The following is a 26,172-nucleotide window of genomic DNA, read 5'->3' on the forward strand; positions in this document are numbered from 1 at the left end:
CGATGGGGGCATTGGGGGGGGCAGATGACCCGCACCTCTCGGGGGAATCAAATAATGAAATCGTCTTCCTTCGTCGTCGGCAGACGAAGCTGTGCTTCGTCTGCCTTGGGGTTTCCGGCCAAGGCTGCTCTTGCATCGGCCCCAAATCCGGTCATACGCAACACCGAACCGTCTTTGGGCTACTCGTTACAATCCGTGCTTCCAGCAATCTGGCTGACTGCTTGTAAACTCGACGCAACGAACGCTACAGACACAACACACGCAACGCTTACTAAACTCGGCTGCAATAAACTAAAGTAATCAGTTGTAACGTCTCTTAGAGATTGGATCGCTATTTTGATTGTTCAAGGCCTCGATCCCAAAATTTGCAGTCTCTTTTCGTAATTTTTTTGCCAGCATTTCTAAAAGCGAGGCGTGTATCTTCTTCTCTTGTTCCCGCCGGGGCGGATTGGAAGCCAGGAATTTTAGAATGCTCTCATATTCCGCCACGCTGGTCCCCGTTGTTTCGGTTGCTCGTTGTGACCTTTATGCATCTCGCTTTTGTCGAAACTAAGGCGTCCCTAACGAATAGCCTTGACACTGACTCAAACGACACTGTTGAAACCATCTTTATCCACAAAAATCCGGACCGTCAAGAGCGCACACGCATCTCATAGGGCGCGACATTTCGACAACCTCCGCGCGCACAATCCGCAGGCCCCCATTCGCCGCGCTTTCCTGTGCAAGACACCAAGTCCGAAAGGCCCGAATCGCCTAAGCTCCCGCCGATCGGGATTTATGGGAGCGTGATTCTATGGCGGATTTTGCAACGCATCTTGGCTGGGGCGCCGTCGGGGCCGGGCTGGCGGCCTCGGCGACCTATGCGGCCGCGATCGTCCCCTCCGGCGATCTGCTGACGCTGACCGTCGCCGGCGTCATCGGCAGCGTGCTTCCGGACATCGACCTGGAAAAGGCCGTGCCCTCCCGCGCGCTGTTCACCGGCCTCGGACTGGTGCTGGCCTTCGTCGTGCTGTTCAATTTCAAGGCGACCTATTCGATCATCGAGCTCTGGCTGATCTGGACGGCCGTGTTCACGCTGATCCGCTTCGGCGCGTATCATCTGTTCCACCGCACGGCCATCCATCGCGGCATCTTCCATTCGCTGCTGGCGGGGCTGTTCTTCATGGCCCTCACTACGATCATCATCGCTTACGGCTTCGGACGCGAGCCGGTGGTGGCCTGGATGGCGGGGCTGTTCGTGTTCTTCGGCTATCTCATCCATCTGCTGCTGGACGAGATCTATTCGGTCGACATCACCGGCGCGCGCATCAAGCGCTCGTTCGGCACGGCGCTCAAATTGTTCGACTGGAATTCGCGCAGCTCGTCGGCACTGATGGCCGGGGCGCTGGTCGCCTGCCTCATGATCACGCCGCCCTCGGCCGATTTCCGGCACATCATGCAGCCGTCGGTCGTCTCGCATTTCTTCCGCGAGCGCATGTTCCCGCAAAATGGCTGGTTCCAGAGCCGGATGGCCGACACCGCCTCGATCCCCGGAGAGCGCCGCGCCGCGTCCGCCGGGGACGCCGCCGCCCGCCCGGAATAAACGCCGGACCGCGCAAAACAAAAGCCGCGAAGACTCACCTTCGCGGCTTTTTGCATATGTGATCGGGCAGGATTATCGCGCTTTGCGGCTGCTACACCATGCCGAGCAGAATGGCGGTCAGAAAGCCGAATGCCAGCACGGTGGCGAGCTTTCTCCAGCTCGTGGTCAGTTCCATCCTTAAGCTCCCAGCTATTGGTCAACTCAAGCGAACAGCCTCAACGCGGAGAGGCCGGTTTGGTTGCCATTTTTTTTACTAGCCTAGTGCGCTCCAGCTCACCGGCGGCGCACGCGGCTCCCATGGCGAAGAGTTTAGGTATTGTTTTCGCTTATCTGCAAGACAATCTTATCCCGCAACGCAATATTCCAGGCTGATGAGCATCTTAGCTGTGCGTCCGATGGGTTAAACCGGATGTTTATGGGAAGCGGCCGGACTGAACATATGCAAATCTGGCAAATGCGCCTTCCTGCGCTGATCCGCTTGATTTGGCGCGCCGACTACTGACAAGTTGGTTTGAGAAAAGCCTGAGGAAACTCCGCGCATGACCGCCTTCGATGCCCTGCTGATCTCGAAAACACCCGACGGCCAGTCCGCCGAATGGACACGCCTTACCGAGGACGACCTGATGGAGGGCGACGTAACGGTTCGGGTCACCCACTCGACCATCAATTACAAGGACGGGCTGGCCATGACCGGCAAGGCGCCGGTCATCCGCCGCTGGCCGATGATTCCGGGCATCGATTTCGCCGGTGAGGTGACGGCCTCGTCGCATCCCGATTTCAAGCCCGGCGACGAAGTGCTGCTCAACGGCTGGGGCGTCGGCGAGACGCATTATGGCGGCTATGCGCAGATGGCGCGGGTCAAGGGTGACTGGCTGCTCCCGGTCCCCGCCGGTTTCAGCCGCGCCGATTGCATGGCGCTCGGCACCGCCGGCTATACGGCGATGCTGGCGGTCATGGCCCTGGAGGCGCTGCATGTCAGGCCGGGCAGCGGCACGGTGCTGGTTACCGGCGCGGCGGGCGGCCTCGGCAGCGTGGCGGTCGCATTGCTGACGCGGCTGGGTTACACGGTGGCCGCCAGCACCGGGCGGGCCGAGACGGCGGACTATCTGAAGTCGCTCGGCGCCAGCGAGATCGTGCCGCGCGAGGACCTCGTCGGCGCGCCGCGCCTCCTGGCCAAGGAGCGCTGGGCGGGCGCCATCGACGTCGCCGGCGGGACGACACTCGCCAATGTGCTGTCGCAAACGCGCTATGGCGGCGCGGTCGCGGCTTGCGGCAATGCCGGCGGCATGGACCTGCCGACCAGCGTCGCCCCCTTCATCCTGCGCGGCGTGACGCTCACCGGCATCGAATCGGTGATGGCGCCGAAGCCCAAGCGCAGCGAGGCCTGGACCCGGCTGGCGCGCGATCTCGATCTGGCGGCGCTGCACGCGATGACCGAGACTCGCCCGGTGCGGGATGTGGTATCGCTGGCGCCCGAGATCATCGCGGGGCGGATCAAGGGCCGCACCGTGCTTGAGGTCGCCTGACGCCCTTTGCACCTCCGTTCGCGGGCGTGCGAGGTGCTGCAAATTCAGCAACATCCCATGGGCGATGGGCCCAAAGTCCAGGGGTGATATGGGACGTTGGTAAGGTGCCGGGGGGACCGGCGCGGCCTATATTGATCGGCAGTGGCATAACTGCATCGGCAATCCATGGGCAAACGGTCCGCGCTGCGCTGGTTGAGATGGGCTGCCCGGTCCGCCCGGCGGCAATGGGCGCGGCGCAGCCTGTCGGTGCAGTTCGCCATCGTCACCTCGACCATCCTGGTGCTGGGCATGCTGAGCATCGGCCATTGGGTGACCAGCCGCATCAGCGAAGGCGTCGTTCACGGCAACGCCGTCGCGGCCGCCATGTATACGGACAGCTTCGTCGCCGCGCAGGTGCAGGAGCTGAGCGCGCAGCCGACCCTGCGCCCCGAAACCCGGGAAGCGCTCGACGCGCTGCTGCTCCCCCAGGTGATCGGCAAGCCGATCGTCGGATTCCGCATCTGGAAGGGCGATACCATCGTCTATAGCGACCGCCAGGAGCTGGTCGGGCGCAGCTTCCCGCCCTCGCCCTTGCGCGAGCAGTCCTGGCGCGGGAAGGTCACCGCCGATTACGGCAATCTCGGCGACGAAGAGAGCGCCCCGATCCGGGCAGCCGACGAACCCATCCTCGAAATCTACGCGCCGATCCGCGAGACCGGCAGCAACCGCATCATCGCCCTTGCCGAAGCCTATGAAATCACCCCGACCCTGCCGCAGGAGCTGGCCAGCGCCCGGATCGGAAGCTGGATGGTGGTGGGGGCCGTCACCTTCGCCATGCTGGGCCTGCAGATCGTCATCGTCGGCAAGGGCAGCCGCACCATCACCGAACAGCGCGCCTCGCTGCGGGACCGCATCGCCGACCTCTCCCGCGCACTCGCCGAGAACGACACGCTGCGCCAGCGCGCCAATGACGCCAATATGCGCGTCGCGGAAATGAACGAGCGTTATCTGCGCCAGATCGGGGCGGATCTGCATGACGGGCCGGTGCAGTTGCTCGGCATGGCGGTGCTGAGACTCGACTCGCTGAGCGACATCGTGCTGGGGGCGGAGAAATCCATCGTCGAGGAGGCGGGCGAGGATATCGGCGTGCTGCGAGACGCGCTCGGCGACAGCCTGCATGAGATCCGCAATATTTCGTCGGGTCTTGCGCCGCCGGAAATCGAGGGCCTGACGCTGCAATCCACACTGCGAATGGCGGCGCGGCGGCATGAGCGGCGCACCGGCAATCCGGTGCTGCGCGACATCGCCGAATTGCCGGCGCAGGTGCCGCTGTCGCTGAAGACCTGCCTCTACCGCTTCGCGCAGGAAGGGCTGACCAACGCCTTCCGCCACGCCAACAGCAACGGCCAGGCCATCGCCGCGCGCTGCTCGGGCGACCAGATCGAGGTTCATGTCTCCGATACCGGGCCGGGCCTCGGCAATAAATGCGCGTTGTCGGAGGGCCGGGGCCAGGGTCTGATCGGCCTCCGGGACCGCGTCGAGTCGCTGGGCGGCGAGTTCCTGATCGATTCCAAGCCTGGGGCCGGCACCCGGCTCACGGTGCGTTTCCGCTTGCCGCGTGCCAATTCAGAGGCGCTGTCCCATGTCTGAGACCATCCGCATCGCCATCGTCGATGACCACCCATTCTTTCGCGACGGCGTCGAGCGCGCCTTACGCAAGGTGCAGGAAATCCGCCTCGTCGCGCAAGGCATGTCCGCCGCCGATGCCTGCCAGATCGCGCGCGAGCAAAAGCCCGACATCATATTGCTCGACATCACCATGCCCGGCGGCGGCATCGAGGCGGCCCGCCGCATCGTCGACAGCGACGTGCCGGTGAAGATCATCATGCTGACCGGCTCGGACGATGACGAGCATGTCGCCTCGGCGCTTGCGGCAGGGGCGAGCGGCTATCTGCTGAAGGGGACCAATACGGCCGAGCTGATGGAGGCGGTGCGGGCCGTGCATCATGGGCGGCCCTACATCACGCCGACGCTGTCCTCGCGCTTGCTGGCGCAGCGGCTGAGGACGCAGCCCGCCGAGGCCCCGCCCCGCGCCAAGCTGAACGAGCGCGAGCAGCAAATGCTCGATTACGCCGCCCAGGGCCTGACCAACGGCGAGATCGCCGCCCGCTGCAATCTCGCTTTGCCGACGGTGAAGAACTGCATGTCGCGGATTTTCCAAAAGCTGCAAGTCCGCAACCGCGCCGAAGCCATCGCGGTGCGCACGCAGGTTTAGGCGGCGAGGGGGTTTAAGTGCCCTGTCCTCCAAGCTAGCCGCAGCCAAGTTCTCTCCCATGGGAGACCTTTGCGTATCGAAGGTCCTCTCCCCGTCGTCCCGGACGGCCGTCAGGCCGAGCCGGGACCCAATCCTATTTCCGCTATTGCTGCGGCAAGTGGAGAGGCGAGTGGCCCCCGGCTCTAACGGCCGGGGCGAAGGAATCGAAGTTTTGCAAAGGTCTCCATGGGGAGAGGGTTAGGGTGAGGGGGTAATCCCCATCGGACATCGCCACACGGATAGGCATTTCGCGGACCACCCTCTCCCCATGGGAGAGGGAAAAGCTGATTACGGGAATTGCCTATGCCGAGCCAGCGTCGGCGGAGGCGCCGAGGGCGGCGGCGGCGTCGGAGCGGATGCGCTGGACCATCGAGGCGAGGCCGTTGGAGCGCTGCTGGGTCAGGTGGTCCTTGAGGCCCATGCGGGCGAACAGGCCCTCGGTGTCGAAGCTGAGGATTTCGCGGGCCGGCTTGCCGGAATAGATGGCGATCAGGATGGCGATCAGGCCGCGCACGATATGGGCGTCGCTGTCGCCCCGGAACGTCAGCGAAGTTCCGCCTTGGCCGTCAGGCTTGGCCTCGGAGACGAACCAGACCTGGCTGGCGCAGCCGCGCACCTTGTATTCGGGCGCATGTTCCGCCTCCGTCAGCGGTTCGAGCCCGCCGCCCAGCTCGATGACATAGCGGTAGCGATCCTCCCAATCGTCGAGCAGGGAGAAATTATCGAGAATTTCGTCGATGGAGGTCATGCGCGGCGCTTGCGAACTCATCTGCTAGATATGAGGCCGCCGCCGCGATTTTCCAATCGAAAAACCAAGCGGCTAATGCGCCTCGTCCCAATTGTCGGCGGCGCGGGCGTCCACCCGCAGCGGCACGGACAGCATGGCGGCCGGTTCGGCGGCGCGCTCCATGACGCGCTTGGCCGTCGCGATGGTCATCTCGACATCCGCGTCCTTGGCCTCGAACACCAGTTCGTCATGCACCTGCAACAGCATCCGCGTCTCGACGCCCGCCGTGCGCAACTCGCCGGCCATCTTGACCATGGCCCGGCGGATGATGTCGGCGGCGGTGCCCTGGATCGGGGCGTTGATCGCCGCGCGCTCGAAGAAGCTGCGCATGGCGCGGTTCGAGCTGGTGATGTCGGGGAAATGGATTTTTCGCCCGAACACCGTCGTCACGTAGCCCTTGTCGCGGGCGGTTGCCTTGGTCGCCTCCATATAGGCGCGGATGCCGGGGAAGCGCTCGAAATACTTGGTGATGTAGTCGCCCGCCTCGCTGCGCGAAATGCTGAGATTCTGCGCCAGACCGAAGGCCGAGATGCCGTAGATGATGCCGAAATTGATCGCCTTGGCGCGGCGGCGGACCTCGCCCGGCATGTCCTTGATCGGCACCCCGAACATTTCCGACGCCGTCATGGCGTGGATGTCGAGATCCTCGGCGAACGCCGCCTTCAGCGCCGGGATGTCGGCGACATGGGCGAGCACGCGCAGCTCGATCTGGCTGTAGTCGGCCGAGATCAGCTTGTGGCCCGGCTCGGCGATGAAGGCCATGCGGATCTGGCGGCCTTCCGCCGTGCGGATCGGGATGTTCTGCAGGTTCGGCTCGGTCGAGGCGAGCCGCCCGGTCGAAGTCGAGGCGAGCGAATAGCAAGTGTGGATGCGGCCCGTTTCCGGGTGAATATGGGCGGGCAGCGTGTCGGTATAGGTGCTCTTCAGCTTGGAAAGCTGGCGCCATTCCAGCAGCTTGACGGGCAGCCGCCGCGCCTCCTCGGCCAGGTTCTCGCTATTCGCCAGATCGTCCAGCACCGTCGCGCCGGTGCTCCAGACGCCGGTGCCGGTCTTCTTGCCGCCGGGATAGCCGAGCTTGCCGAACAGGATTTCCGAAAGCTGCTTGGTCGAGCCGACATTGAATTTTTCGCCCGCCAGCTCGTGCACTTCCTTCTCGATGTCGGCGAGCGCATCGGTGAATTTCACCGACAGCGTCTTCAGCAGCGCCGGGTCGATGCGCACGCCCGCGCCTTCCATGTCGGCGAGGACGTGGATCATTGGCCGCTCCAGCCGCTCATAGACGGCGGCCATGCCCTCGGCGGCGAGGCGGGGCGAAAGAATGTGCCAGAGCCGCAGCGTGACGTCAGCATCCTCGGCAGCATATTCGGTCGCCCTGGCGACGGGGACGCGGTCGAAAGTCACCTGCGACTTGCCGCTGCCGCAGACATCCTTGAAGGCGATCGGCTTGTGGCCGAGATGGCGCTGGGACAGCTCGTCCATGCCGTGCGAGCCCATGCCCGCATCGAGCGCATAGGACATCAGCATGGTGTCGTCGACCGGCGCGATCTCGATGCCGCAGCGGCGCAGCACCTGGATGTCGTATTTCAGGTTCTGGCCGATCTTGAGCACGCCTTCGTCCTCGAGCAGGCCCTTCAGCAGAGCCAGCGCCTCCTTCTTCGGCGCCTGCGCGATAGCGCCGGTATTGTCGAGGTCGAGGCCGTCCGTCGCCGGGCGATGGTCGATCGGCACGTAGCAGGCGCGGCCGGGCGCCAGCGCCAGCGAGAAGCCGGCAATATTGCACTTCATCGGGTCGAGCCCGGTGGTCTCCGAGTCGAAAGCGACATAGCCTTGCTCGACCGCCATGGCGATCCATTCGGCGAGCCGGTCGAGCGTGGTGACGGTCTCATAGGCGGAGATGTCGAACGGGATCGCCCGGATCTCGGCCTTGCGGCGCGCGGCATAGGCGGCCGGCATGTTGCCCGCGTCGGTCTCGGTCTTGACCGGCTGGGCGAGGGCGGCGTCATGCTGGGCCGGCGTTTCGATCTCGGCCGCGCCGGGAATATCGACGCCGAAGGCCGTGGCGACGCGCTTCGTCAGCGTGGTGAATTCCATCAGCCGCATGAAGGAGAGCAGCGCGCGCGGCTCGACCTCGCCGAGACAGGTCTCGGCCAGCGGCACATCGAGCGGCACATCGGTCTTCAGCCGCACCAGCTCACGGCTGAGCCGGGCCTGATCGGCATATTGCAGGAGCCGCTCGCGGCGCATGTTCTGCTTGATGCTGGCGGCGTTGGCGAGCAGCGTATCAAGATCGCCATATTCCTGGATGAGCTGCGCGGCGGTCTTCACGCCGATGCCCGGAACCCCCGGGACATTATCGGTGGCGTCGCCGCAAAGCGACTGCACATCGACGACCTTGTCCGGCCCGACACCGAATTTCGCTCGCACCTCGTCCTCGCCGATGCGCCGTTCATTGCCCGGCATCGGATCGTACATCGACACGGACGGACCGACGATCTGCATCAGATCCTTGTCGCCGGAGACGATGGTGACATGCGCGCCCGCCTCGACCGCGTGGCAGGCATAGGTGGCGATCAGGTCGTCGGCCTCAAAACCCTGCTTCTCGATCGGCAGCAGCCCGAAGGCGCGCACCGCATCGCGGATCAGCGGGAATTGCGGCACCAGCTCGTCGGGCGGCGCGTCGCGATTGGCCTTGTACTGGTGGTAGAGCGCGTTGCGGAAGGTCTCGCCGGAATGGTCGAAGATGACGGCCAGATGGGTCGGCTTGCCGTCGTCGATGCCCTCGCGCAGGATCTTCCAGAGCATGTTGGAGAAGGTCATCACCGCGCCGACCGGGGTGCCGTCCGATCGGGTGAAGCTGCGGCCGCGCGCCTGGGCGGCTTTGAACATGGCGAAATAGGCGCGGAAAATATAGGTCGATCCGTCGATCAGATAGACATGGTCGCCTGCCTTCACCGGCTGCGGGACCGGGCAGGTTGCTTGGCTTTGCGAATCGGCCGTCATGGTTTGTGTCATCGCGTAACTATAGGCACGGAAGGGGGCGGGTTAAAGGGAAAGCGGGAGATTTCCGCAGGGCCAGGGCGGCGGCGCGCCTTGCAATGAGGCGGGGGCGGCCGGAGAATGGCGTCCCTCCATAATATAGGGAAGCGATATGAATTTTGAACCGGCGGAATGGCTTGGGCGGACGGAGATGGCGGAGGACAGGCCAGGGGCGGCGGCACTCGCCTCCCTGGAAGGGCTGCTCGACCGCGACCCCGCCCTGCCCGCCGATGGCGCGCCGCTGCCGCCGCTCGCGCATTGGTTGTGTTTCCTGCCGCGCCCGAGGCAATCCGAGATCGGCCCGGACGGCCATCCGAAGCGGGGCGGCTTCCTGCCGCCGATCGCATTGCCGAGGCGGATGTGGGCGGGCGGCGACCTTACGTTCCATCGGCCTATCCATATCGGCGAGCGGGTTCGCCGCGTCTCGGGCATCGAGAGCATTGAAGAGAAGCAGGGCCGCAGCGGCACGCTGGTGCTGCTGACCTTGCTGCATGAGATTTCCGGCGAGCACGGGCTCGCCATCGCGGAGAGGCAGGATCTGGTCTATCGCGATGCGCCGCAGCCGGGCGCGTCCGCAGCGGAGCCGGGCAAGGCCCCGGAGGACGCCGCCTGGACGCGCGAAATCGCGCCCGATCCCGTGCTGCTGTTCCGCTATTCGGCGCTGACGCTGAACGGCCATCGCATCCATTACGACCAGCCTTACGCAACGGGCGTCGAAGGCTATCCCGGCCTCGTCGTGCATGGTCCTCTGCTGGCAACGCTGCTCGCCGACCATTTCCGGCGCCACCTGCCGGATGCAAGGCTCAGCCGCTTCAGCTTCCGCGCCACGGCCCCGGTCTTCGACACCGCGCCCTTTGCCGTGTGCGGCAAGCCGGGTGAGCCGGGACAGGTGAGGCTCTGGATCGCGGGCCCCGGCAATGCGTTGTGCATGGACGCCACCGCCACCTTCTCCGAGGCATGACATGCGCGACAAGCCGGACGATCCCCATCAGCCGATCCGCGACGCCATCCGCGATCTCTGCCGCAACTTCCCGGACGAATATTTCCGCAAGATCGACCAGGAGCGCGGCTATCCGGAAGCCTTCGTCGAGGCGCTGACCAAGGCGGGCTGGCTCGCGGCGCTGATCCCCGAGGAATTCGGCGGCTCCGGGCTGGGGCTCGGTGAAGCCTGCGTCATCATGGAGGAAATCAACCGCTGCGGCGGCAATTCCGGCGCCTGCCACGGCCAGATGTACAATATGGGCACGCTGTTGCGTCACGGCTCTGACGCGCAGAAGCGGCTCTATCTGCCCAAAATCGCCTCAGGCGAATTGCGGCTGCAATCCATGGCCGTCACCGAGCCGACCGCAGGCACCGACACCACCAAGATCCGCACCAGCGCCGTCCGGCGGGGCGACCGCTATGTCGTCAACGGCCAGAAGGTGTGGATCTCGCGCGTCCAGCATTCCGACCTGATGATTTTGCTCGCCCGCACCACGCCGCTTGCCGAGGTGGCGCGCAAGGCGGATGGCATGTCGATCTTCCTGGTCGATCTGCGCGAGGCCATCGGCAACGGGCTCGCCGTGCGGCCGATCGCCAACATGGTCAACCATGAGACCAACGAGCTGTTCTTCGACAATCTCGAGATCCCGGCGGAGAACCTGATCGGCGAGGAGGGCAAGGGCTTTCGCTATATCCTCGACGGCCTCAATGCCGAGCGCGCGCTGATCGCCGCCGAATGTATCGGCGACGGCCGCTGGTTCATCGACCGGGCGGTGACATATGCCGGCGAGCGCGTGGTGTTCGACCGGCCCATCGGGCAGAACCAGGGCGTGCAGTTCCCGCTGGCGGAGGCGCATGTCGAAATCGAGGCCGCCGATCTGATGCGCATCGAGGCGGCGCGTCTGTTCGATGCCGGGCAGCCCTGCGGCGCGCAGGCCAACATGGCGAAGTACCTCGCCGCCAAGGCGTCATGGGAGGCGGGCAATGCTTGCCTGCAGACTTTCGGCGGCTTCGGCTTCGCCAGCGAATATGACGTCGAGCGCAAGTTCCGAGAGACGCGGCTCTATCAAGTCGCGCCCATCTCGACGAACATGGTGCTTGCCTATGTCGCCGAGCACGTACTCGGCCTGCCGCGATCTTTTTGAACACCGAATTGGCCGCCGAGGGCAAACGGCGCCTCGCGATTCGCGGCGCCCGAACCGCATGCAGCCTTGCCGTCTCGCCGTGGAGTCCTCTGCAAAACTCGGCGATCTAAACTCCGTCGCCCCGGCCGTCAGAGCCGGGGTTATTGGGTCCCGCCTCTCCGCTGCGCGGTGTCCGGGACGACGGCTGAAAGCGGCGAGCGCCCACGTCACCCCCGCTTCACCTCGGCGGTGAAGACATAGCCGATGCCGCGCACCGTCTTGATCAGGCGCGGGGTTTCCGGATCGCTCTCGATCTTCTTGCGGACGCGGGCGATGAGATTGTCGATGCTGCGGTCGAGGGGCGACCAGTCGCTGCCCTTGAGCAAGTCCATGAAATTGTCGCGCGAAATAACCCGGCCCGGCCGCCTGACCAGGATGTCGAGCAGGTTGAATTCGGCCGTGGTCAGCTCGTGAACCGCGCCGCCGCCATCCGACAGTTCCCGCCGCCCGGCGTCGAGCACCCAGTCGCCGAAGCGGAAGCGCTCGGCGGGCGCGGCCGCCTGCCCGCCGGCATCCGCCGCCCCGCCCTCGTAGCGGCGGAGCACCGCGCGCACCCGTGCCAGAACCTCGCGCAGATGGAACGGCTTGCTGATGTAATCGTCCGCGCCGAGCTCCAGCCCGACCACCCGGTCGATCATGTCGCCCTTGCCCGAGATCATCACGATCGGCAGATTGTGCGCCGCCCGCACCCGCCGCGCCAAGGCCAGCCCATCTTCGCCGCCGAGCCCCAGGTCGAGCGTGATCAGGCTGACCGGCTCGCGCTCCAGCGCGGCGAACAGCTCATCGCCATTCTGCGCTTCCGACACCGCATAGGATTCGCGCTCGAAACAGCGGCGCAGCAGCAGGCGCACCTCGGAATCGTCGTCGACAATGAGTATGCGGGCGCTCATCCCTGCGGCCTCTCTCCGTGACGGCTCATTCTCGCAAGATCCCATTACACATTTTTTTACACGCCGTTACATCCCCGTTGAACGGAGGCGACGCGCGGCTGGTTAGCTGCGGCTGTCGCCATCCCAGGAGGGGTCATGCTGAGCCAGTCCTATCTCGAAACCGCCCGCGGACCGATTTTCCCGCTGAAGACCGCTGCCGATCAGGCCCCCAGCCCCGGCGATAGTCTCCATCGATATCTGTCGAACGCGGCCATCCGCCGCGTCGAGGCCAAGCAAATGGTCTTCGCCGAGGGCGACCCGGCCCATCATGTCTACCGCATCGAAACCGGCGCGGTCTCGCTGTTCAAGGTGCTGGCCGACGGGCGGCGGCAGATCCTCGGCTTTGCCTATGCCGGCGACCTGATCGGCCTCGGCATCCATAGCGACTATGTGATGAACGCCCAGGCGCTGGGGGAGCTGCGCATCCGCGCGATGCCGCGCGCGGCGCTGCACAAGATCGCGGCGGTGGACGCCGGGATGAGTTTCAAGCTCTATCAGGCGATCTCGGAGGAGCTTGCGGCCACGCGCGACCTGATGATGACCACCGGCCATCGCAGCGCCTGCGAGCGGGTGGCGGGGTTTCTCGTCGCCCTGTCGCGCCGCAACGAGCGCGCCGGCAAATGCGCCGGCATCGTCGAATTGCCGATGACGCGGGCCGACATCGCCGACTTTCTCGGCCTCACCATCGAAACGGTGAGCCGGACGCTGACCAAGCTGCGGGCGCGCCGGCTGATTGATCTGCCGCAAAGCGCACGGGTGGTTCTTTTGGATAATGACGCGTTGCAAGAGCTCGCGCGCGGCGAGAACGGCCACTGATGGCGAGCGTGCGGCGCGATTAGGGCGCCGATCGCATGGGTAAGCAGGGCTGACAATCGATCAAGACCGCTGACAATGGGCGAACCCGCCGAGAAAATTCGCCTGACCACCGGGGTGTTCTACGACCTCGGCAGCCTGCTTATGGCGCTCGGCGATTTTCTCGATCTGGGACTGGCGCCGGAGAATCTCCGCATCGCCGCGCCCGCCCTGGCCATGGCACCCGGATCGGCCCTGTATGAGGCGCTCACGGCGCGTGGCGCCGGTCTCGCGGCGCTGGTCGACCCGTCCTCTGCGCCCGGACCGATCGACGGCCTGTTCACGGGCGACATCGGGGCGATCCTGACGGCGCATCTGGAGAATGGCGCCATCGTTGCCACGGCCATAAGCGCCAGCCCGGCCATTCAGGACCAATGCACGCGGGTGCTGCTGCGCCATTGCCGGCATACCGTCCACGCGCAGGATCATCCGCAGCCGGCGCTCCGCCCGGGCGGCTCCGGCGCGATTTCCTGAATGCTGCGAAGATCGGCGACCCGCAAATGGCGGGCAGCGGCTATCCGGCCGCCTGCGACCGGCGCCTTGCCTGTTCGATGTCCCGCACCGGCGGCAGGCCGAACAGGCGCCGATATTCGCGGGTGAATTGCGGCACGCTCGCATAGCCGACGGCATAGGCCGCGTTGCTGGCGGGCAGCCCCTCGGCGAGCATGAGGCGCCGGGCCTCGATCAGGCGAAGCTGCTTCTGGAACTGCAGCGGCGAGAGCGACGTCACCGCCCGGAAATGATGATGGAAGGCGGACGGGCTCATGCCGGCGGCCGAGGCAAGCCGCTCGACGGGGAGCGTAGACGTAAATTCGCATCGGATCAGCTCGACCGCGCGCGCGATGCGCCGGGCGTGGCTGTCGGGAAAGCCCAGATGCCGGATCGCGGGACCATGGCGGCCGGCGAGCAGCCAATAATGCATCTCCCGGACAAGCTGCGCCTGGAGCACGCGCACCGAGGCCGGACGATCGAGCAGGCGCACCATCCGCAGCGCTGCGTCGGCGACTTCGTCATCGGTCGGCTGGAGGCGCACCGGCGCCCAGCCCTCGACCGGCGTCGCCGTCATTTCGGTCGCAAGCTCGGCGATGACGGCGGGATCAAGATCCAACACGAAGGACAGATAGGGCGCGACCGGGCTGGCCCTGGTGATCTGGCTGACGGTCGGCACGTCCGCGCTGATCAGCACCGAATCGCCGGCGCTGCACGAAAGCGTCCGGCTGCCCATGGTCACTTGCTTGGTGCCCTGCGCGACAAGGTAGATCAGCGGCCGCTGGATGGCGTATTGCAGCTCGCCGGTGGCCGTTGCGCGGACGACGGACAGGCCGGGGATCGGGGCGCGGGCGACGCCGTCCCGGTCGGCATGAGCCTCGGCATAGCGTCGGAGCGCATCGCAGAGCGCATCTTTCATGCCGCCTCCATAGCCCGGGCCGCCGCACCGGGCAATGGCTTCGGAGAATCAGGCAAAGCTCTCCGAGCTTTGGGCAACACGGACGCCGGATTGTCGGCGATAGATCGATGGCCGGCCCGGAAGGGCGGCAAGCGATCATCCCCAGCAAGGAAAATGCGTCATGAGCACAATCTTGATTGTCCTTTCAGCAGCCGACACCTGGACCCGCGCCGACGGCTCCAAATATCCGAGCGGCGTGTGGGCGGAGGAATTCGTGGTGATGGACGAGGCGTTCATCAAAGCCGGCTGTACCGTCGACATCGCCACGCCCGGCGGCGCCCGGCCGACGATCGATCCGCACAGCATGATCCCCGCAGTCGTCGGCCAAGCCAATGTCGATCATTTCCGCGCCTATCTGGACGCGATTGCGGCGCGGCTGGCGAAACCCCTGGTGCTCGCCGCTGTCGACGCCGGGCGCTATGACGCCATCGTCATTCCCGGCGGCCATGGACCGGTCGAGGATCTCTACAAGGATCCCGACATGGGCCGCGTCCTCCTTGAGGCCGATCGCATGGGCCGGATCATCGCGCCGGTCTGCCACGGCCAGGCGGCGCTCCTCGCAGCCAGGGACGACGCAGGAAACTGGCCGTTCGCGGGCCGGAAGATGACCTCGTTCAGCGATGAAGAGGAGGTCGAGCTGGGCACCGCCGACAATGCGCCGTGGCTGCTTGCCGATACGCTGCGCAAGTCCGGCGCCAAATATGAGAAGGGGCCGAACTGGGCCGCCTATATCGTTCGGGACGGCCATCTCTTGACCGGACAGAACCCCGCCTCCAGCGCCCCGCTCGCCAGCGCCGTGCTGGAAGCGCTGCGCTAGCAGGGCGCTACGCTCCCGCACACGCTAAGCGCGGGTCACATTGTCCCGCGTGAGCTGCTTGACGTTCAGCGCGCCGACCTGCCGCATGATGGTGGTGAACTCGGCGTCCAGGATCTCGAGCACGCGGTCGACGCCGGCCTCGCCGAATGCGGCGAGGCCCCAGACATAGGGCCGGCCGATGCCGACGGCGGTGGCGCCGAGGGCGAGCGCCTTCAGCACGTCGGTGCCGCGGCGCACGCCTCCGTCGATCAGCACCGGCACGCGGCCGCCCACCGCGTCGACGATCTCAGCCAGCACGCCGATGGTCGCCTGCCCGCTCTCTTCGGCGCGCCCGCCATGGTTGGAGACGATGATGCCGTCGACGCCATGGCGCAGCGCCTCCTTGGCGTCCTCGCCGGTCATGATGCCCTTCAGCAGCAGCTTGCCTTTGACGATGCCGCGCAGGCGGTCGATGAACTCCCAGGTCATGCCGGTGCCGTAGAGATTCGTCACCTTGGCGACGTCGATGCCGGCGAAATTGGTCTTGCGGCTGACTTCATTCACGAAGCCCGGCTGGTGACAGCCCGCGCAATCCCGGTCGTCCAGGCGCCGCTCGCGGAACAGCGTCTCGGTGTTGCGCCCGCCCTGCCGGTCGACCGTCAGGATGATCGCGGGGGAACCCGCGTCCTCGGCGCGCTTCACCAGCGTCTGCGTCACGCTCCATTCGTCGGTCGGATAGAGCATGAACCAGGCCGGCGTGCCATGCGCCTTGTTCACGTCGGCGATATTGGCATTGTCGACCGTCGACAGCATCATCTGGTGCTTGCGCTTGCCGGCGGCGCGCGCCACGGCGACGCCCGCCTCGGGGTCATAGGCGCCGAGGCTGCTGACCGGGCAGATGAAGATGGGGCTGGCCCAGCTTTCGCCGAAAACGCTGACGCTGGTGTCGACCTTGCGCACGTCGACGAGGCGCTTCACGCGGATATTGTAGCCGGCATAAGCCGTGCGGTTGGCGTCGCGCGTGACGTCACCATCGACCCCGCTCTGGAGATAGCCCCAATGCGCCGGGGCGCTGCCCAGGGGCGCCTCCTGGCTCAGCACGGCTTTCTTCGCCGCCGGCTCGAACTCGAACACATCGAGCGCATCGCCCGGCGCGGTGATGATGCCGTCCGGACCGAGCGCCCTGCGCGCCCCGCGCAGCACGTCGTAGCTCTGGGCGACCGCCTCGCCCGGCGCGGCGGCGACCAGCGTGGCGATGCTCGAGGCGATCGCCGTGTTGGCAGCGAGAGGGCTCGCCGCGAGAAATTGCAGGAACTTGCGGCGCGCGATCAATCCGCGCTGCGTCATTCCGGGTCCTTCAGGATGGCTCTTGGTCATGAGGACTTTCTTGTGATGTCGGGGGGCAAGTCGCCGGATGGCGGACGCGGACCGAGAGGAGCCTACCGCTCCTGCCTGACTTCAGCAAGGTGAAGAGCCATCCCGAGCCCCCGCGCTGCTGCGGCGGCACATACTGACCGACGTCAGTTTTCCCGATCGCCTCGCGCCTATAGTTCGCGACCGGAAAGCCAAAGTTCGAGGTCGCAGCTTTAAGCAAGTTCGCGGCTTTTGGCAAAGACAGCGGACGGGCTTCCCTCAAAAGATCACCAGGCATGGAGACCGGCGAAAGGCGAGCTATTGCCCGAATGGTCACGTCCAGCCGGACGGCCCGCCGGCCACAAGCATCCATGGCACATCCAGGAGCAATCGATGAAACACTTCAAACTCTGCTTCGCCGTTGCGGCCATCCTGCCCCTTGTCTCGGCAATACCGCCGGCGGCTGCCGAGCCGGTCAAGAATATCGTGTTGGTGCACGGCGCCTGGGTCGACGCGTCGGGATGGCGGCCGGTCTGGGACATCCTCACCAGGGAGGGCTTCAACGTCACCATGGTGCAGGAGCCTGAAACGGCATTTGCCGACGATGTTGCGGCAACGAAGCGGGTTCTCGACCTGCAGGACGGTCCAACGCTGCTTGTCGGCCACAGCTATGGCGGCTCGATCATCACCCAGGCCGGCGTCGATCCCAAGGTCGTCGGCCTTGTCTATGTCGCCGCGAACGCGCCCGATGTCGGCGAGGACGAAGGGGCGCTGGCCAAGAAGACGCCAAGCGTCCTCGACAAGACCCCAGGCGCGATCAAGTCGACGCCGGACGGATACACCTACCTCAAGCCGGCGGACTTTCCGGTGCTGTTCGCGCCCAACCTGCCGCGTGAACGGGCGGATTTCATGGCCCGCTCGCAGGTGCTGGCGGCGGCCAAGGTTTTCAACACGCCGCTGACCGAAGCCGCCTGGAGGTCGAAGCCGAGTTGGGGAATCGTCGCCGCCGACGACAAGATCATCAACCCCGATCTCGAGCGCTGGTACTACGCCCGGGCCAAAAGCCGCGTGACCGAAATCAAGGGCGTCGGTCACGACGTGTTCGAAGCCCGACCGAAAGAAGTCGCGGCGGTGATCGCCGAAGCCGCCCGCAGCGCCGAGCTGGCCGGCAATTGACGCAAAGCCTTCCCCCGCCTTTGAAAGGAAAGCCAATGTCCACAACCACCCAGACCCGCACGAATGGCCGCGCTCCAAACCATGCGACGCCGACCTTCGGCAATCCCGACCTGCCGCCCCAGGGCCGCGTCAACACTCAGGGCAATCCCGAGAGCCTGCGCAGCGATGGCCCGCATAACGAGGTCATCGAAAGCCAGTTCCCCTCGCAGATGGACCCGCCGGCCACCGATATCAGCACGCAGCCCTTCTTCTGGTCCTCGTTCAACATCTCGCCGAAACGGATCCAGAACGGCGGCTGGGCGCGCGAACTGACATCCGAAGACTTCGCCATCTCCGAGGAGATCGCCGGCGTCAACATGCATCTGGCACCCGGCGGCATCCGCGAGCTGCATTGGCACCAGACCGGCGAATGGGCGATCATGACGGCCGGAAAATGCCGCATCACCACCATAGACGCCGAAGGGCGTCCGAGCGTCGACGATGTCGAGGAGGGTGATTTGTGGTTCTTCCCGCCGGGCCTGCCGCACTCGCTGCAGGGCCTCGGCCCGAAGGGCGCGGAGTTCGTGCTCGCCTTCGACGACGGCCGGCAGTCCGAAAGCAATACGCTGCTCGTCACCGACTGGATCGCGCATACGCCGCCCGACGTGCTGTCGAAGAATTTCGGCGTGCCCAAAGAGGTGTTCAAGAACATCCCCCTCAACAATCTCTGGATTTTCCAGGGCGAGGAGCCTGGCGAACTGGAGGCGGACAGGGCTGCGTCACGCGTCGAACGCGGCACCGACCCGGTCATCTTCAGGCTGTCGCGCTCCAAGCCGGTCCGGGAAAATAGCGGCGGCCGCATCCAGGTCGCCGACAGCCGGAATTTCAAGATCACGACCGTCGCGGCCGCCCTGGTCACCATCGAGCCGGGCGGGATGCGTGAGATGCACTGGCACCCCAATGCCGACGAATGGCAATATTTCCTGCGCGGGCAGGCCCGGATGACGGTCTTCAATACCGGGCCGAGGGCGACGACCAACGACTTCCGGCCCGGCGATGTCGGCGTGGTGCGCAAGAATTTCGGCCATTATGTCGAGAACACCGGCAAAGACGTCATGCAGTTCCTGGAGCTGTTCCGCTCCAGCCGGTACGAAGAAGTCTCGCTTGCCAACTGGTTCAGCCATCTCCCGCCGGAACTGCTCATGCAGCATTTGAACCTGACCCGGGAAGACGTCGAGATGTTTCCCAAGGGCAGTCGCGGGGTTGTGCCGGTCTGAGGACTCGGACTGGCACGGCGCTCTTGCCGCCAGCGTTCGAGCCGGAGCTCGCTTCGGCTAACGAACGCTGGCGCGTGAGTGCGGGGCGATGAGGAAAGCCATTCAACCAGGGGGGCGGCGCACCTGTGGTTTTCGCCCAGCCCGAACGAAGCCATCACGCCGCATATTGACGGCCTCCCCAGAATCAACCCCCATGATTGGTAGTCACGGTCTCTCGCGACGCAAGTCCGGGAGCTAAGAGGGAAGCCGGTGCGATGCCGGAGCTGCCCCCGCAACTGTAAGCGGCGAGCCGATGTCCATTTCGCGTCACTGAAGCCGAGCGGCTTCGGGAAGGCCGGACGGAGGCGACGACCCGCGAGCCAGGAGACCTGCCGCGACATCGATGAACGTCCTCGGGCGGGGTGTCCCGGTGGATCGCTGAGCGACCGGACGGCTTTGCCGTGGCTCGCGCGATTCCGCTCGGCCTTTTGCCCCCAATCATGGGGTTAAGCCGATGTCTCTTTCTTCCATCGCCGATGCAGCCAACGGGCGGCGCGCTCCCGTCGGGCCGGGCGCCGTGCCGCAGCCGGGCTGCCAGATCATCCGCCGCAACGGCGCGGTGCAGCCGTTCGATGCCTCCAAGATCACGATCGCGCTCACCAAGGCCTTTCTCGCCGTCGAGGGCAACAAAGCGGCGGCCTCGCGCCGAGTGCATGAGACCATCGAGGCGCTGACCGGCCAGATCGTCGCCGCCTTGATGCGCCGCGCCGATGCGGGCGGCAGCTTCCATATCGAGGACGTGCAGGATCAGGTCGAGCTGGCGCTGATGCGCGGCGAGCACCATAAGGTCGCCCGCGCCTATGTGCTCCACCGCGAGGAGCGTGCCAGGGAGCGAGCCAGAGTCGCCGCGCCCCTGCCCTCCGCCGCGCCGGCCGTCTCGCTCAATATGCGCAACGCGGACGGTTCGCTGGTCCCGGTCGATATCGCCCGGCTCGCGGCGGTGATCGAGGAGGCGTGCAGCGGTCTCGCCGGCGTCTCCGCCGAGGCTGTCCTCATCGAGACGCGCCGCAACCTCTATGACGGCATCTCGCCCGACGAGCTGGCACTCGCGCCGATCCTGGCCGCCCGCACGCTGGTCGAGGCGGAGCCTGATTACGCGTACGTCAGCGCCAGGCTGCTGCTCGACACGCTCCGGCGCGAGGCGCTGAGCGCTATTGCCGGGCGCCCCGAACAGGCGACGCAAGCCGAGATGGGCGCGCGCTATCGCGACTATTTCCCGGCCTACATCAAGGCGGGCATCGCCGCCGAGCTAATCGATCCCGAACTCGCCCGCTTCGACCTGGACAAACTCGCCGCCGCCATCGATGCGAGCCGCGACCTGAACTTCCAGTATCTCGGCCTGCAAACCCTTTACGACCGGTATTTCCTGCACGCCGCCGGCACCCGGCTCGAGCTCCCGCAGGCCTTCTTCATGCGCGTCGCCATGGGCCTCGCCTTGCGCGAGATCGACCGCGAGGCGCGCGCCATCGAATTCTACAATCTGCTCTCCTCCTTCGACTTCATGGCCTCGACGCCGACCCTGTTCAACTCCGGCACGCCGCGCGCGCAGCTCTCCTCATGCTTCCTGACCAGCGTCCCGGACGACCTCGACGGCATCTTCAAATCCATCAAGGACAATGCGCTGCTCGCCAAATATTCCGGCGGGCTCGGCAATGACTGGACGCGGGTGCGCGGGCTCGGCGCGCATATCAAGGGCACCAACGGCGTCAGCCAGGGCGTCGTACCGTTTCTGAAGGTCGCCAATGACACCGCCATCGCCGTCAACCAGGGCGGCAAGCGCAAGGGCGCGGTCTGCGCCTATCTCGAGACGTGGCACATCGACATCGAGGAATTCCTCGACCTCAGGAAGAACACCGGCGACGACCGCCGCCGCACCCACGACATGAACACCGCCAATTGGGTGCCGGACCTATTCATGCAGCGCGTCGAGGCGGATGCGGACTGGACGCTGTTCTCGCCCGACGCCGTGCCTGCCTTGCACGACCTCTACGGCGCCGCCTTCAAGACGGCCTATGAGGCGGCCGAAGCCAAGGCCGATCGCGGTGAGATCAAAGTGTTCCGGCGGGTGCGCGCCGTCGATCTCTGGCGGAAAATGCTGACCATGCTGTTCGAGACCGGCCATCCCTGGATCGCCTTCAAGGACCCCTGCAACATCCGCTCGCCGCAGCGCCATGCAGGCGTCGTGCACTCCTCGAATCTGTGCACCGAGATCACGCTGAACACTTCGGGCGAGGAGGTTGCGGTCTGCAATCTCGGCTCGGTCAATCTGGCCGCGCATCTGACGCCTGATGGCCTCGACCACGACCGGCTGGCCCGGACGGTCGCGACCGCCATGCGCATGCTCGACAATGTCATCGACGTCAATTTCTACACCATCCCGGAAGCGCGCCGCTCCAATCTGCGGCATCGCCCGGTGGGGCTGGGGCTGATGGGCTTCCAGGATGCGTTGCAAGCGCTGCGCCTGCCCTATGCGTCGGAGGCGGCGGTGCGCTTCGCCGATGAGAGCATGGAGGCGATCGCCTACCACGCCATTTCGGCCTCCGTCGATCTGGCCGCCGAGCGGGGCCGCTATCCCAGCTTCGACGGCTCGCTCTGGTCGCAGGGCATCCTGCCGATCGACTCCATCGCCCTGCTGAACGACGCGCGCGGCGAGGCGGGCATGGACCGCAGCGCCAGCCTCGACTGGAACTCCTTGCGCGAGCGGGTGAAATACACCGGCATGCGCAATTCCAACTGCATGGCCATCGCGCCGACCGCGACCATCTCGAACATCTGCGGCGTCTCGCAATCGATCGAGCCGGCCTATCAGAACCTGTTCGTGAAATCGAACATGTCGGGCGACTTCACCGTGGTGAACGCCGCGCTGGTGCGGGACCTGAAGGCGCGCGGCCTGTGGGATGAGGTCATGGTCGCGGACCTGAAATATTTCGACGGATCGGTCGGCCGTATCGACCGCGTGCCCGACGATCTGAAGGCGCTCTATGCGACCGCCTTCGAGATTCCCTCCGAATGGCTGATCGAGGCGGCGTCGCGGCGGCAGAAATGGATCGATCAGGCGCAGTCCCTCAACCTCTATCTCGCCAACCCGTCCGGCAAGGCGCTCGACGCGCTCTACCGGCTCGCCTGGAAGAAGGGGCTGAAGACCACCTATTACCTGCGCTCGCGCTCGGCCAGCCATGTCGAGAAGTCGACGCTGAAGGGCACGGACGGCAAGCTCAACGCCGTCGCCCCGGCCTGCTCCCTCGACGACATCCATTGCGAAGCCTGCCAATAGGCCGGGCGATGAAAGGAATGACAGCCATGCTCGACTGGTCCGATGCGGAGACCGCTCCCCCCATCCATCTGACACCCGCCGCCGGTGCGATCGACCGCCAGGGCGGGCGGGTCTCGGTGGACGACAAGGCGATGATCAACGCGCGCGCCGACGTGAACCAGCTTTTGCCGCTCAAATATCGCTGGGCCTGGGAGAAATATCTGGCCGCCTGCAACAACCACTGGATGCCGACCGAGGTCTCCATGCAGGCCGACATCGCGCTGTGGAAGGCGCGGGACGGACTGACCGGGGACGAGCGGCGGATGGTGAAGCGCAATCTGGGCTTCTTTGCCGCCTCCGAAAGCCTCGTCGCCAACAACATCGTGCTGGCGATCTACCGCCACCTCACCAACCCGGAATGCCGGCAATATCTGCTGCGCCAATCGTTTGAGGAGGCGGTGCACACCCACACCTTCCAGTACATCGTCGAAAGCTTAGGGCTAGACGAGGGCGAACTGTTCAACATGTACCGCGAAGTGCCCTCGATCACCGACAAGGCGGCCTGGGCGCTCGCCTACACCCAGCATCTCGACGACCCGGCCTTCAAGACCGGCACGCCCGAAACTGACCAAGCCCTGCTGCGCGATCTGGTCGCCTTCTACGTCGTGTTCGAGGGCATGTGGTTCTACACCGGCTTCGCGCAGATCCTGTCTCTCGGCCGGCGCAACAAGATGGTCGGGATTGCCGAGCAATATCAGTACATTCTACGCGACGAGAGCATCCACCTGAATTTCGGCATCGACGTCATCAACCAGATCCGGATCGAAAACCCGCATCTGTGGACGCGGGGCTTCCAGGACGAAATCCGCGCCATGCTGCATGACGGGGCGGCGCTCGAGGCCGCCTATAGCCGCGACACCATGCCGTCAGGCTTCCTCGGCCTGAACGCGGCGCTCTGCGGCGACTACATGCAGTTCATCGCCAACCGCCGCTGCGCCCAGCTTAGGCTGGCGCCGGTGTTCGCCGAGACGGAGAACCCGTTCCCATGGATGTCCGAGGCGATGGACTTGAAGAAGGAGAAGAACTTCTTCGAGACCCGCGTCATCGAATATCAGAACGGCGGCGCGCTGAGCTGGAATTGACGCCGTTTTGCCCCGCGAAAGCGGGAATCCAGTACGCCGCGGCGCTTGCGATGAGGCAGAGCCCAACGGCGAATGTTGCCCTTTACTGGATCCCCGCACTCGCGGGGATGACAAGAATGAAGAGTTCCCTGCATCGCCGCATCTGCTCCGATGCAGGGAGCGCGCTCATTGCACGCGGGTGAGACGAAGCTGGCGCGCCGCTTCGACCATGTTTACGAGCGCCGGGCGCACCTCGGCCCAGCCGCGCGTCTTCAGGCCGCAATCCGGATTGACCCAGATCTGCCCGGGCGCAAGGTGCCGCGTCGCCTTGACCAGCAATTCGACCATTTCCGCCGTGCTCGGCACGCGCGGGGAGTGGATGTCGTAGACGCCCGGCCCGATCTCGTTCGGATAGCGATAGCTGACGAAGGCGTCGAGCAGCTCCATCTTGGAGCGCGAGGTCTCGATGGAGATGACGTCCGCGTCCATGGCGCCGATGGCGTCGATGATGTCGTTGAACTCGGAGTAGCACATATGGGTGTGGATCTGGGTCTCGTCGCGCACGCCGCTCGCCGCGAGCCGGAAGCACTCGACCGCCCAGTCGAGATAGGCCCGCCAATCCGCGCGGCGCAAAGGCAGCCCCTCGCGGATCGCCGCCTCGTCGATCTGGATCATGCGGGCACCAGCCGCCTCCAGGTCGGCAACCTCGTCGCGGATCGCCAGCGCGATCTGGCGGCAGGCGAGGCTGCGCGGCACGTCATCGCGCACGAAGGACCAGTTCAAAATCGTCACCGGCCCGGTCAGCATGGCTTTGAGGGGCTTTCCGGTGAGCGACTGCGCATAGCGCCACCATTCGACGGTCATCGGCTTGGGGCGCGAGACATCGCCGAAGATGATCGGCGGGCGGACATAGCGCGAGCCGTAGCTCTGCACCCAGCCGTGCCGGGTGAAGGCGAAGCCCGCGAGCTGCTCGCCGAAATATTGCACCATGTCGTTGCGCTCGAACTCCCCATGCACCAGCACGTCGAGGCCGATCTCCTCCTGCCAGCGGATCGCCGTCTCGGTCTCCCGCCGCAGGTAGCCCGTATATTCGGCGTCGGTCAGATCGCCCTTGGCATGGGCCGCGCGCGCCTTGCGCACCTCGCCGGTCTGCGGGAAAGAGCCGATGGTCGTCGTCGGGAAGGCCGGCAGGCGGAATGTTTTGTGCTGGAGCGGCTGCCGCCGTGTGAATGGGGAGGCCCGGCCGGTCATCTGCGGCGTGATGGAAGCGATGCGCGCTTCGACCGCCGGATCATGCACCAGCGGCGAGGCGCGGCGTGCGGCGGCGGCCATGGCGGATTGCGCAAGCTCCCCGGCCACTGCTTCGCGTCCGCCCGCCAGAGCCTTGCCGAGCGTCGCAAGTTCGCCGAGCTTCTGCACGGAGAACGCCAGCCAGCGTTTCAGCTCCGGATTGAGCCACTTTTCGAGGTCGAGATCGATCGGCACATGCAGCAGCGAGCATGACGGCGCGATTTCCACGCGGTCCTTGCCGAGCTTGGCGACGACCGGCTCCAGCCGATCGAGGATCGCGGGCAGGTCGGCGCGCCAGACATTGCGGCCGTCAATGGCGCCGAGCGACAGCACCAGCCCCGGCCGCGCCTCGTCGGCCACCCGGGCGAGTTGCTCCGGCGCGCGCGCGAGATCGAGGTGCAGCCCCGCGACGGGCAGCCCCAGCGCCAGATCGAGATTTTTACCGAGGCCGCCGAAATAGGACGTCAGCATCAGCTTCAGACCGGGCGCCGCCTCGGCGAAATGAGCATAGGCGGTGCGCAACGCCCCCTGCGCCGCCTCGTCGAGGTCGAGCACCAGGCAGGGCTCGTCGATCTGCACCCATTCGGCGCCGCTCGCCTCCAAGCGCCGCAACATCTCGCCATAGACCGGCAGCAGACCGCCCAGCAGGCTCAGCGGATCGAGGCTTGGGTCATTGCTCTTGCCGAGCTTGAGGTAGGTGACCGGCCCGAGCAGGACGGGCCGGGTCCGGTAGCCGAGGGCGAGCGCCTCGCGAAATTCATCGACCGGCTTGCTCGAGGCGAGGCTGAAGCGCTGCCCTCGGGCGAATTCGGGCACCATGTAGTGGTAATTGGTGTCGAACCATTTCGTCATCTCCTGCGCCGGCACGTCTTGCGGCGATCCGTGCAAATGGCCGTGCCCGCAGGCCTGCCCTCCCGAGCCGCCCCGGGCCATGGCGAAATAGATGTCGAGCGGCACCGCGCCGCCCTCCCAGCCATAGATCTCCGGGATCGCCCCGACCATCACGCTGATGTCGAGCACATGGTCGTAGAGCGAGAAATCGTTGCTGGGAATGTTGGTGACGCCGAGCGCGTGCTGTCGCGCCCAATTGGCGGCGCGCAGGCCGTAGGCGGCTTCCAACAGCGCCGCGGCGCCGGATTGCCCGGACCAATAGGCCTCGAGCGCGAATTTCAGCTCGCGGCGCGGACCGATGCGCGGCGTGCCCAGGCTGCTGACGGGAACAGAGAGATGAGACATCGGCTAAACCCCTGATATGGGGGCAAAGGCCGGGA

Annotated in this window: 20 protein-coding genes and 1 riboswitch; of the genes, 13 read left to right on the forward strand and 7 right to left on the reverse strand. The window is 65.6% G+C overall.

Going from position 1 to position 26,172, the window contains the following annotated elements:
- Positions 1–300: 300 nt before the first annotated feature.
- Positions 301–489, reverse strand: a complete 189-nt coding sequence (locus BLEFHOIH_RS26235; RefSeq protein WP_125461705.1) for a hypothetical protein — start codon at positions 487–489, stop codon at positions 301–303.
- Between the two features lie 304 nt (positions 490–793).
- On the opposite strand from BLEFHOIH_RS26235, the gene BLEFHOIH_RS13825 reads away from it, so the two are divergent.
- The 4 genes from BLEFHOIH_RS13825 (at position 794) to BLEFHOIH_RS13840 (ending at position 5,362) form a co-directional block, all read left to right on the forward strand.
- Complete coding sequence (locus BLEFHOIH_RS13825) at positions 794–1,582, forward strand: metal-dependent hydrolase (RefSeq protein ID WP_088346421.1); 789 nt, start codon at positions 794–796, stop codon at positions 1,580–1,582.
- Between the two features lie 539 nt (positions 1,583–2,121).
- Positions 2,122–3,108: an MDR family oxidoreductase gene (locus BLEFHOIH_RS13830; RefSeq protein ID WP_088346423.1), complete on the forward strand. Its 987-nt coding sequence runs from the start codon at positions 2,122–2,124 to the stop codon at positions 3,106–3,108.
- A gap of 165 nt (positions 3,109–3,273) precedes the next feature.
- Positions 3,274–4,737, forward strand: a complete 1,464-nt coding sequence (locus tag BLEFHOIH_RS13835; RefSeq protein ID WP_088346425.1) for a sensor histidine kinase — start codon at positions 3,274–3,276, stop codon at positions 4,735–4,737.
- A complete protein-coding gene (locus BLEFHOIH_RS13840; protein WP_088346427.1) occupies positions 4,730–5,362 on the forward strand; it encodes a response regulator transcription factor in 633 nt (210 codons plus the stop codon). Before BLEFHOIH_RS13835 ends, BLEFHOIH_RS13840 begins: the two co-directional genes overlap by 8 nt.
- A 340-nt stretch (positions 5,363–5,702) precedes the next feature.
- Here the strand turns inward: BLEFHOIH_RS13840 and BLEFHOIH_RS13845 are convergent, their stop codons facing one another.
- Together BLEFHOIH_RS13845 and polA are read right to left on the reverse strand one after the other, a co-directional pair.
- Positions 5,703–6,149: a SufE family protein gene (locus BLEFHOIH_RS13845; protein ID WP_088346545.1), complete on the reverse strand. Its 447-nt coding sequence runs from the start codon at positions 6,147–6,149 to the stop codon at positions 5,703–5,705.
- A gap of 72 nt (positions 6,150–6,221) precedes the next feature.
- On the reverse strand, positions 6,222–9,188 hold the full coding sequence (gene polA / locus BLEFHOIH_RS13850; protein ID WP_245297006.1) for a DNA polymerase I: 2,967 nt from the start codon (positions 9,186–9,188) through the stop codon (positions 6,222–6,224).
- Between the two features lie 148 nt (positions 9,189–9,336).
- On the opposite strand from polA, the gene BLEFHOIH_RS13855 reads away from it, so the two are divergent.
- The gene (locus tag BLEFHOIH_RS13855; protein WP_088346431.1) at positions 9,337–10,185 is read left to right on the forward strand and encodes a MaoC family dehydratase N-terminal domain-containing protein; all 849 of its coding nucleotides are present in this window, start codon (positions 9,337–9,339) and stop codon (positions 10,183–10,185) included.
- Between the two features lies 1 nt (position 10,186).
- Positions 10,187–11,350: an acyl-CoA dehydrogenase family protein gene (locus BLEFHOIH_RS13860; protein ID WP_088346432.1), complete on the forward strand. Its 1,164-nt coding sequence runs from the start codon at positions 10,187–10,189 to the stop codon at positions 11,348–11,350.
- Positions 11,351–11,556: 206 nt separating this feature from the next.
- Here the strand turns inward: BLEFHOIH_RS13860 and BLEFHOIH_RS13865 are convergent, their stop codons facing one another.
- Positions 11,557–12,279, reverse strand: coding sequence for a response regulator (locus BLEFHOIH_RS13865; RefSeq protein WP_088346434.1), 723 nt, complete (start codon positions 12,277–12,279; stop codon positions 11,557–11,559).
- 135 nt (positions 12,280–12,414) lie between these two features.
- Here BLEFHOIH_RS13865 and BLEFHOIH_RS13870 point away from each other — a divergent pair, with 135 nt between their 5' ends.
- Positions 12,415–13,134, forward strand: a complete 720-nt coding sequence (locus BLEFHOIH_RS13870) for a helix-turn-helix domain-containing protein (protein WP_088346436.1) — start codon at positions 12,415–12,417, stop codon at positions 13,132–13,134.
- A gap of 75 nt (positions 13,135–13,209) precedes the next feature.
- A complete protein-coding gene (locus tag BLEFHOIH_RS13875) occupies positions 13,210–13,644 on the forward strand; it encodes a hypothetical protein (protein ID WP_088346438.1) in 435 nt (144 codons plus the stop codon).
- 40 nt (positions 13,645–13,684) lie between these two features.
- On the opposite strand, the gene BLEFHOIH_RS13880 is transcribed toward BLEFHOIH_RS13875, so the two are convergent.
- Positions 13,685–14,578, reverse strand: coding sequence for an AraC family transcriptional regulator (locus BLEFHOIH_RS13880; RefSeq protein WP_088346440.1), 894 nt, complete (start codon positions 14,576–14,578; stop codon positions 13,685–13,687).
- Positions 14,579–14,738: 160 nt separating this feature from the next.
- Between BLEFHOIH_RS13880 and BLEFHOIH_RS13885 the strand changes: the two genes are divergently transcribed.
- Positions 14,739–15,434, forward strand: a complete 696-nt coding sequence (locus tag BLEFHOIH_RS13885) for a type 1 glutamine amidotransferase domain-containing protein (RefSeq protein ID WP_088346442.1) — start codon at positions 14,739–14,741, stop codon at positions 15,432–15,434.
- 24 nt (positions 15,435–15,458) lie between these two features.
- On the opposite strand, the gene BLEFHOIH_RS13890 is transcribed toward BLEFHOIH_RS13885, so the two are convergent.
- Positions 15,459–16,760, reverse strand: coding sequence for an alpha-hydroxy acid oxidase (locus BLEFHOIH_RS13890; RefSeq protein WP_088346444.1), 1,302 nt, complete (start codon positions 16,758–16,760; stop codon positions 15,459–15,461).
- Positions 16,761–17,159: 399 nt separating this feature from the next.
- On the opposite strand from BLEFHOIH_RS13890, the gene BLEFHOIH_RS13895 reads away from it, so the two are divergent.
- From BLEFHOIH_RS13895 to BLEFHOIH_RS13910, 4 genes are all read left to right on the forward strand, one after another.
- The gene (locus BLEFHOIH_RS13895) at positions 17,160–17,942 is read left to right on the forward strand and encodes an alpha/beta hydrolase (protein ID WP_088346446.1); all 783 of its coding nucleotides are present in this window, start codon (positions 17,160–17,162) and stop codon (positions 17,940–17,942) included.
- Between the two features lie 35 nt (positions 17,943–17,977).
- Positions 17,978–19,198: a cupin domain-containing protein gene (locus BLEFHOIH_RS13900; protein ID WP_088346448.1), complete on the forward strand. Its 1,221-nt coding sequence runs from the start codon at positions 17,978–17,980 to the stop codon at positions 19,196–19,198.
- A gap of 190 nt (positions 19,199–19,388) precedes the next feature.
- Positions 19,389–19,589, forward strand: a riboswitch (cobalamin riboswitch).
- A 102-nt stretch (positions 19,590–19,691) separates the two neighbouring features.
- Positions 19,692–22,511: a ribonucleoside-diphosphate reductase subunit alpha gene (locus BLEFHOIH_RS13905; protein ID WP_088346450.1), complete on the forward strand. Its 2,820-nt coding sequence runs from the start codon at positions 19,692–19,694 to the stop codon at positions 22,509–22,511.
- A gap of 26 nt (positions 22,512–22,537) precedes the next feature.
- Positions 22,538–23,632 (forward strand): ribonucleotide-diphosphate reductase subunit beta, encoded by a 1,095-nt coding sequence (locus BLEFHOIH_RS13910; RefSeq protein ID WP_088346547.1) that lies wholly within the window; start codon positions 22,538–22,540, stop codon positions 23,630–23,632.
- A gap of 165 nt (positions 23,633–23,797) precedes the next feature.
- Here BLEFHOIH_RS13910 and metE read toward each other — a convergent pair whose 3' ends face one another.
- On the reverse strand, positions 23,798–26,137 hold the full coding sequence (gene metE, locus BLEFHOIH_RS13915; protein ID WP_088346452.1) for a 5-methyltetrahydropteroyltriglutamate--homocysteine S-methyltransferase: 2,340 nt from the start codon (positions 26,135–26,137) through the stop codon (positions 23,798–23,800).
- Between the last annotated feature and the right edge of the window lie 35 nt (positions 26,138–26,172).

This window comes from Rhodomicrobium sp. R_RK_3, from assembly GCF_002198715.1.
GTDB lineage: Bacteria > Pseudomonadota > Alphaproteobacteria > Rhizobiales > Rhodomicrobiaceae > R-RK-3.

Bases quoted from the DNA above. Each gene is read 5' to 3' on its own strand.
- BLEFHOIH_RS13825 (WP_088346421.1), top strand. From the start codon at position 794: ATGGCGGATTTTGCAACGCATCTTGGCTGGGGCGCCGTCGGGGCCGGG.
- BLEFHOIH_RS13830 (WP_088346423.1), top strand. From the start codon at position 2,122: ATGACCGCCTTCGATGCCCTGCTGATCTCGAAAACACCCGACGGCCAG.
- BLEFHOIH_RS13835 (WP_088346425.1), top strand. From the start codon at position 3,274: ATGGGCAAACGGTCCGCGCTGCGCTGGTTGAGATGGGCTGCCCGGTCC.
- BLEFHOIH_RS13840 (WP_088346427.1), top strand. From the start codon at position 4,730: ATGTCTGAGACCATCCGCATCGCCATCGTCGATGACCACCCATTCTTT.
- BLEFHOIH_RS13845 (WP_088346545.1), bottom strand. From the start codon at position 6,149: ATGACCTCCATCGACGAAATTCTCGATAATTTCTCCCTGCTCGACGAT.
- polA (WP_245297006.1), bottom strand. From the start codon at position 9,188: ATGACGGCCGATTCGCAAAGCCAAGCAACCTGCCCGGTCCCGCAGCCG.
- BLEFHOIH_RS13855 (WP_088346431.1), top strand. From the start codon at position 9,337: ATGAATTTTGAACCGGCGGAATGGCTTGGGCGGACGGAGATGGCGGAG.
- BLEFHOIH_RS13860 (WP_088346432.1), top strand. From the start codon at position 10,187: ATGCGCGACAAGCCGGACGATCCCCATCAGCCGATCCGCGACGCCATC.
- BLEFHOIH_RS13865 (WP_088346434.1), bottom strand. From the start codon at position 12,279: ATGAGCGCCCGCATACTCATTGTCGACGACGATTCCGAGGTGCGCCTG.
- BLEFHOIH_RS13870 (WP_088346436.1), top strand. From the start codon at position 12,415: ATGCTGAGCCAGTCCTATCTCGAAACCGCCCGCGGACCGATTTTCCCG.
- BLEFHOIH_RS13875 (WP_088346438.1), top strand. From the start codon at position 13,210: ATGGGCGAACCCGCCGAGAAAATTCGCCTGACCACCGGGGTGTTCTAC.
- BLEFHOIH_RS13880 (WP_088346440.1), bottom strand. From the start codon at position 14,578: ATGAAAGATGCGCTCTGCGATGCGCTCCGACGCTATGCCGAGGCTCAT.
- BLEFHOIH_RS13885 (WP_088346442.1), top strand. From the start codon at position 14,739: ATGAGCACAATCTTGATTGTCCTTTCAGCAGCCGACACCTGGACCCGC.
- BLEFHOIH_RS13890 (WP_088346444.1), bottom strand. From the start codon at position 16,760: ATGACGCAGCGCGGATTGATCGCGCGCCGCAAGTTCCTGCAATTTCTC.
- BLEFHOIH_RS13895 (WP_088346446.1), top strand. From the start codon at position 17,160: ATGAAACACTTCAAACTCTGCTTCGCCGTTGCGGCCATCCTGCCCCTT.
- BLEFHOIH_RS13900 (WP_088346448.1), top strand. From the start codon at position 17,978: ATGTCCACAACCACCCAGACCCGCACGAATGGCCGCGCTCCAAACCAT.
- BLEFHOIH_RS13905 (WP_088346450.1), top strand. From the start codon at position 19,692: ATGTCTCTTTCTTCCATCGCCGATGCAGCCAACGGGCGGCGCGCTCCC.
- BLEFHOIH_RS13910 (WP_088346547.1), top strand. From the start codon at position 22,538: ATGCTCGACTGGTCCGATGCGGAGACCGCTCCCCCCATCCATCTGACA.
- metE (WP_088346452.1), bottom strand. From the start codon at position 26,137: ATGTCTCATCTCTCTGTTCCCGTCAGCAGCCTGGGCACGCCGCGCATC.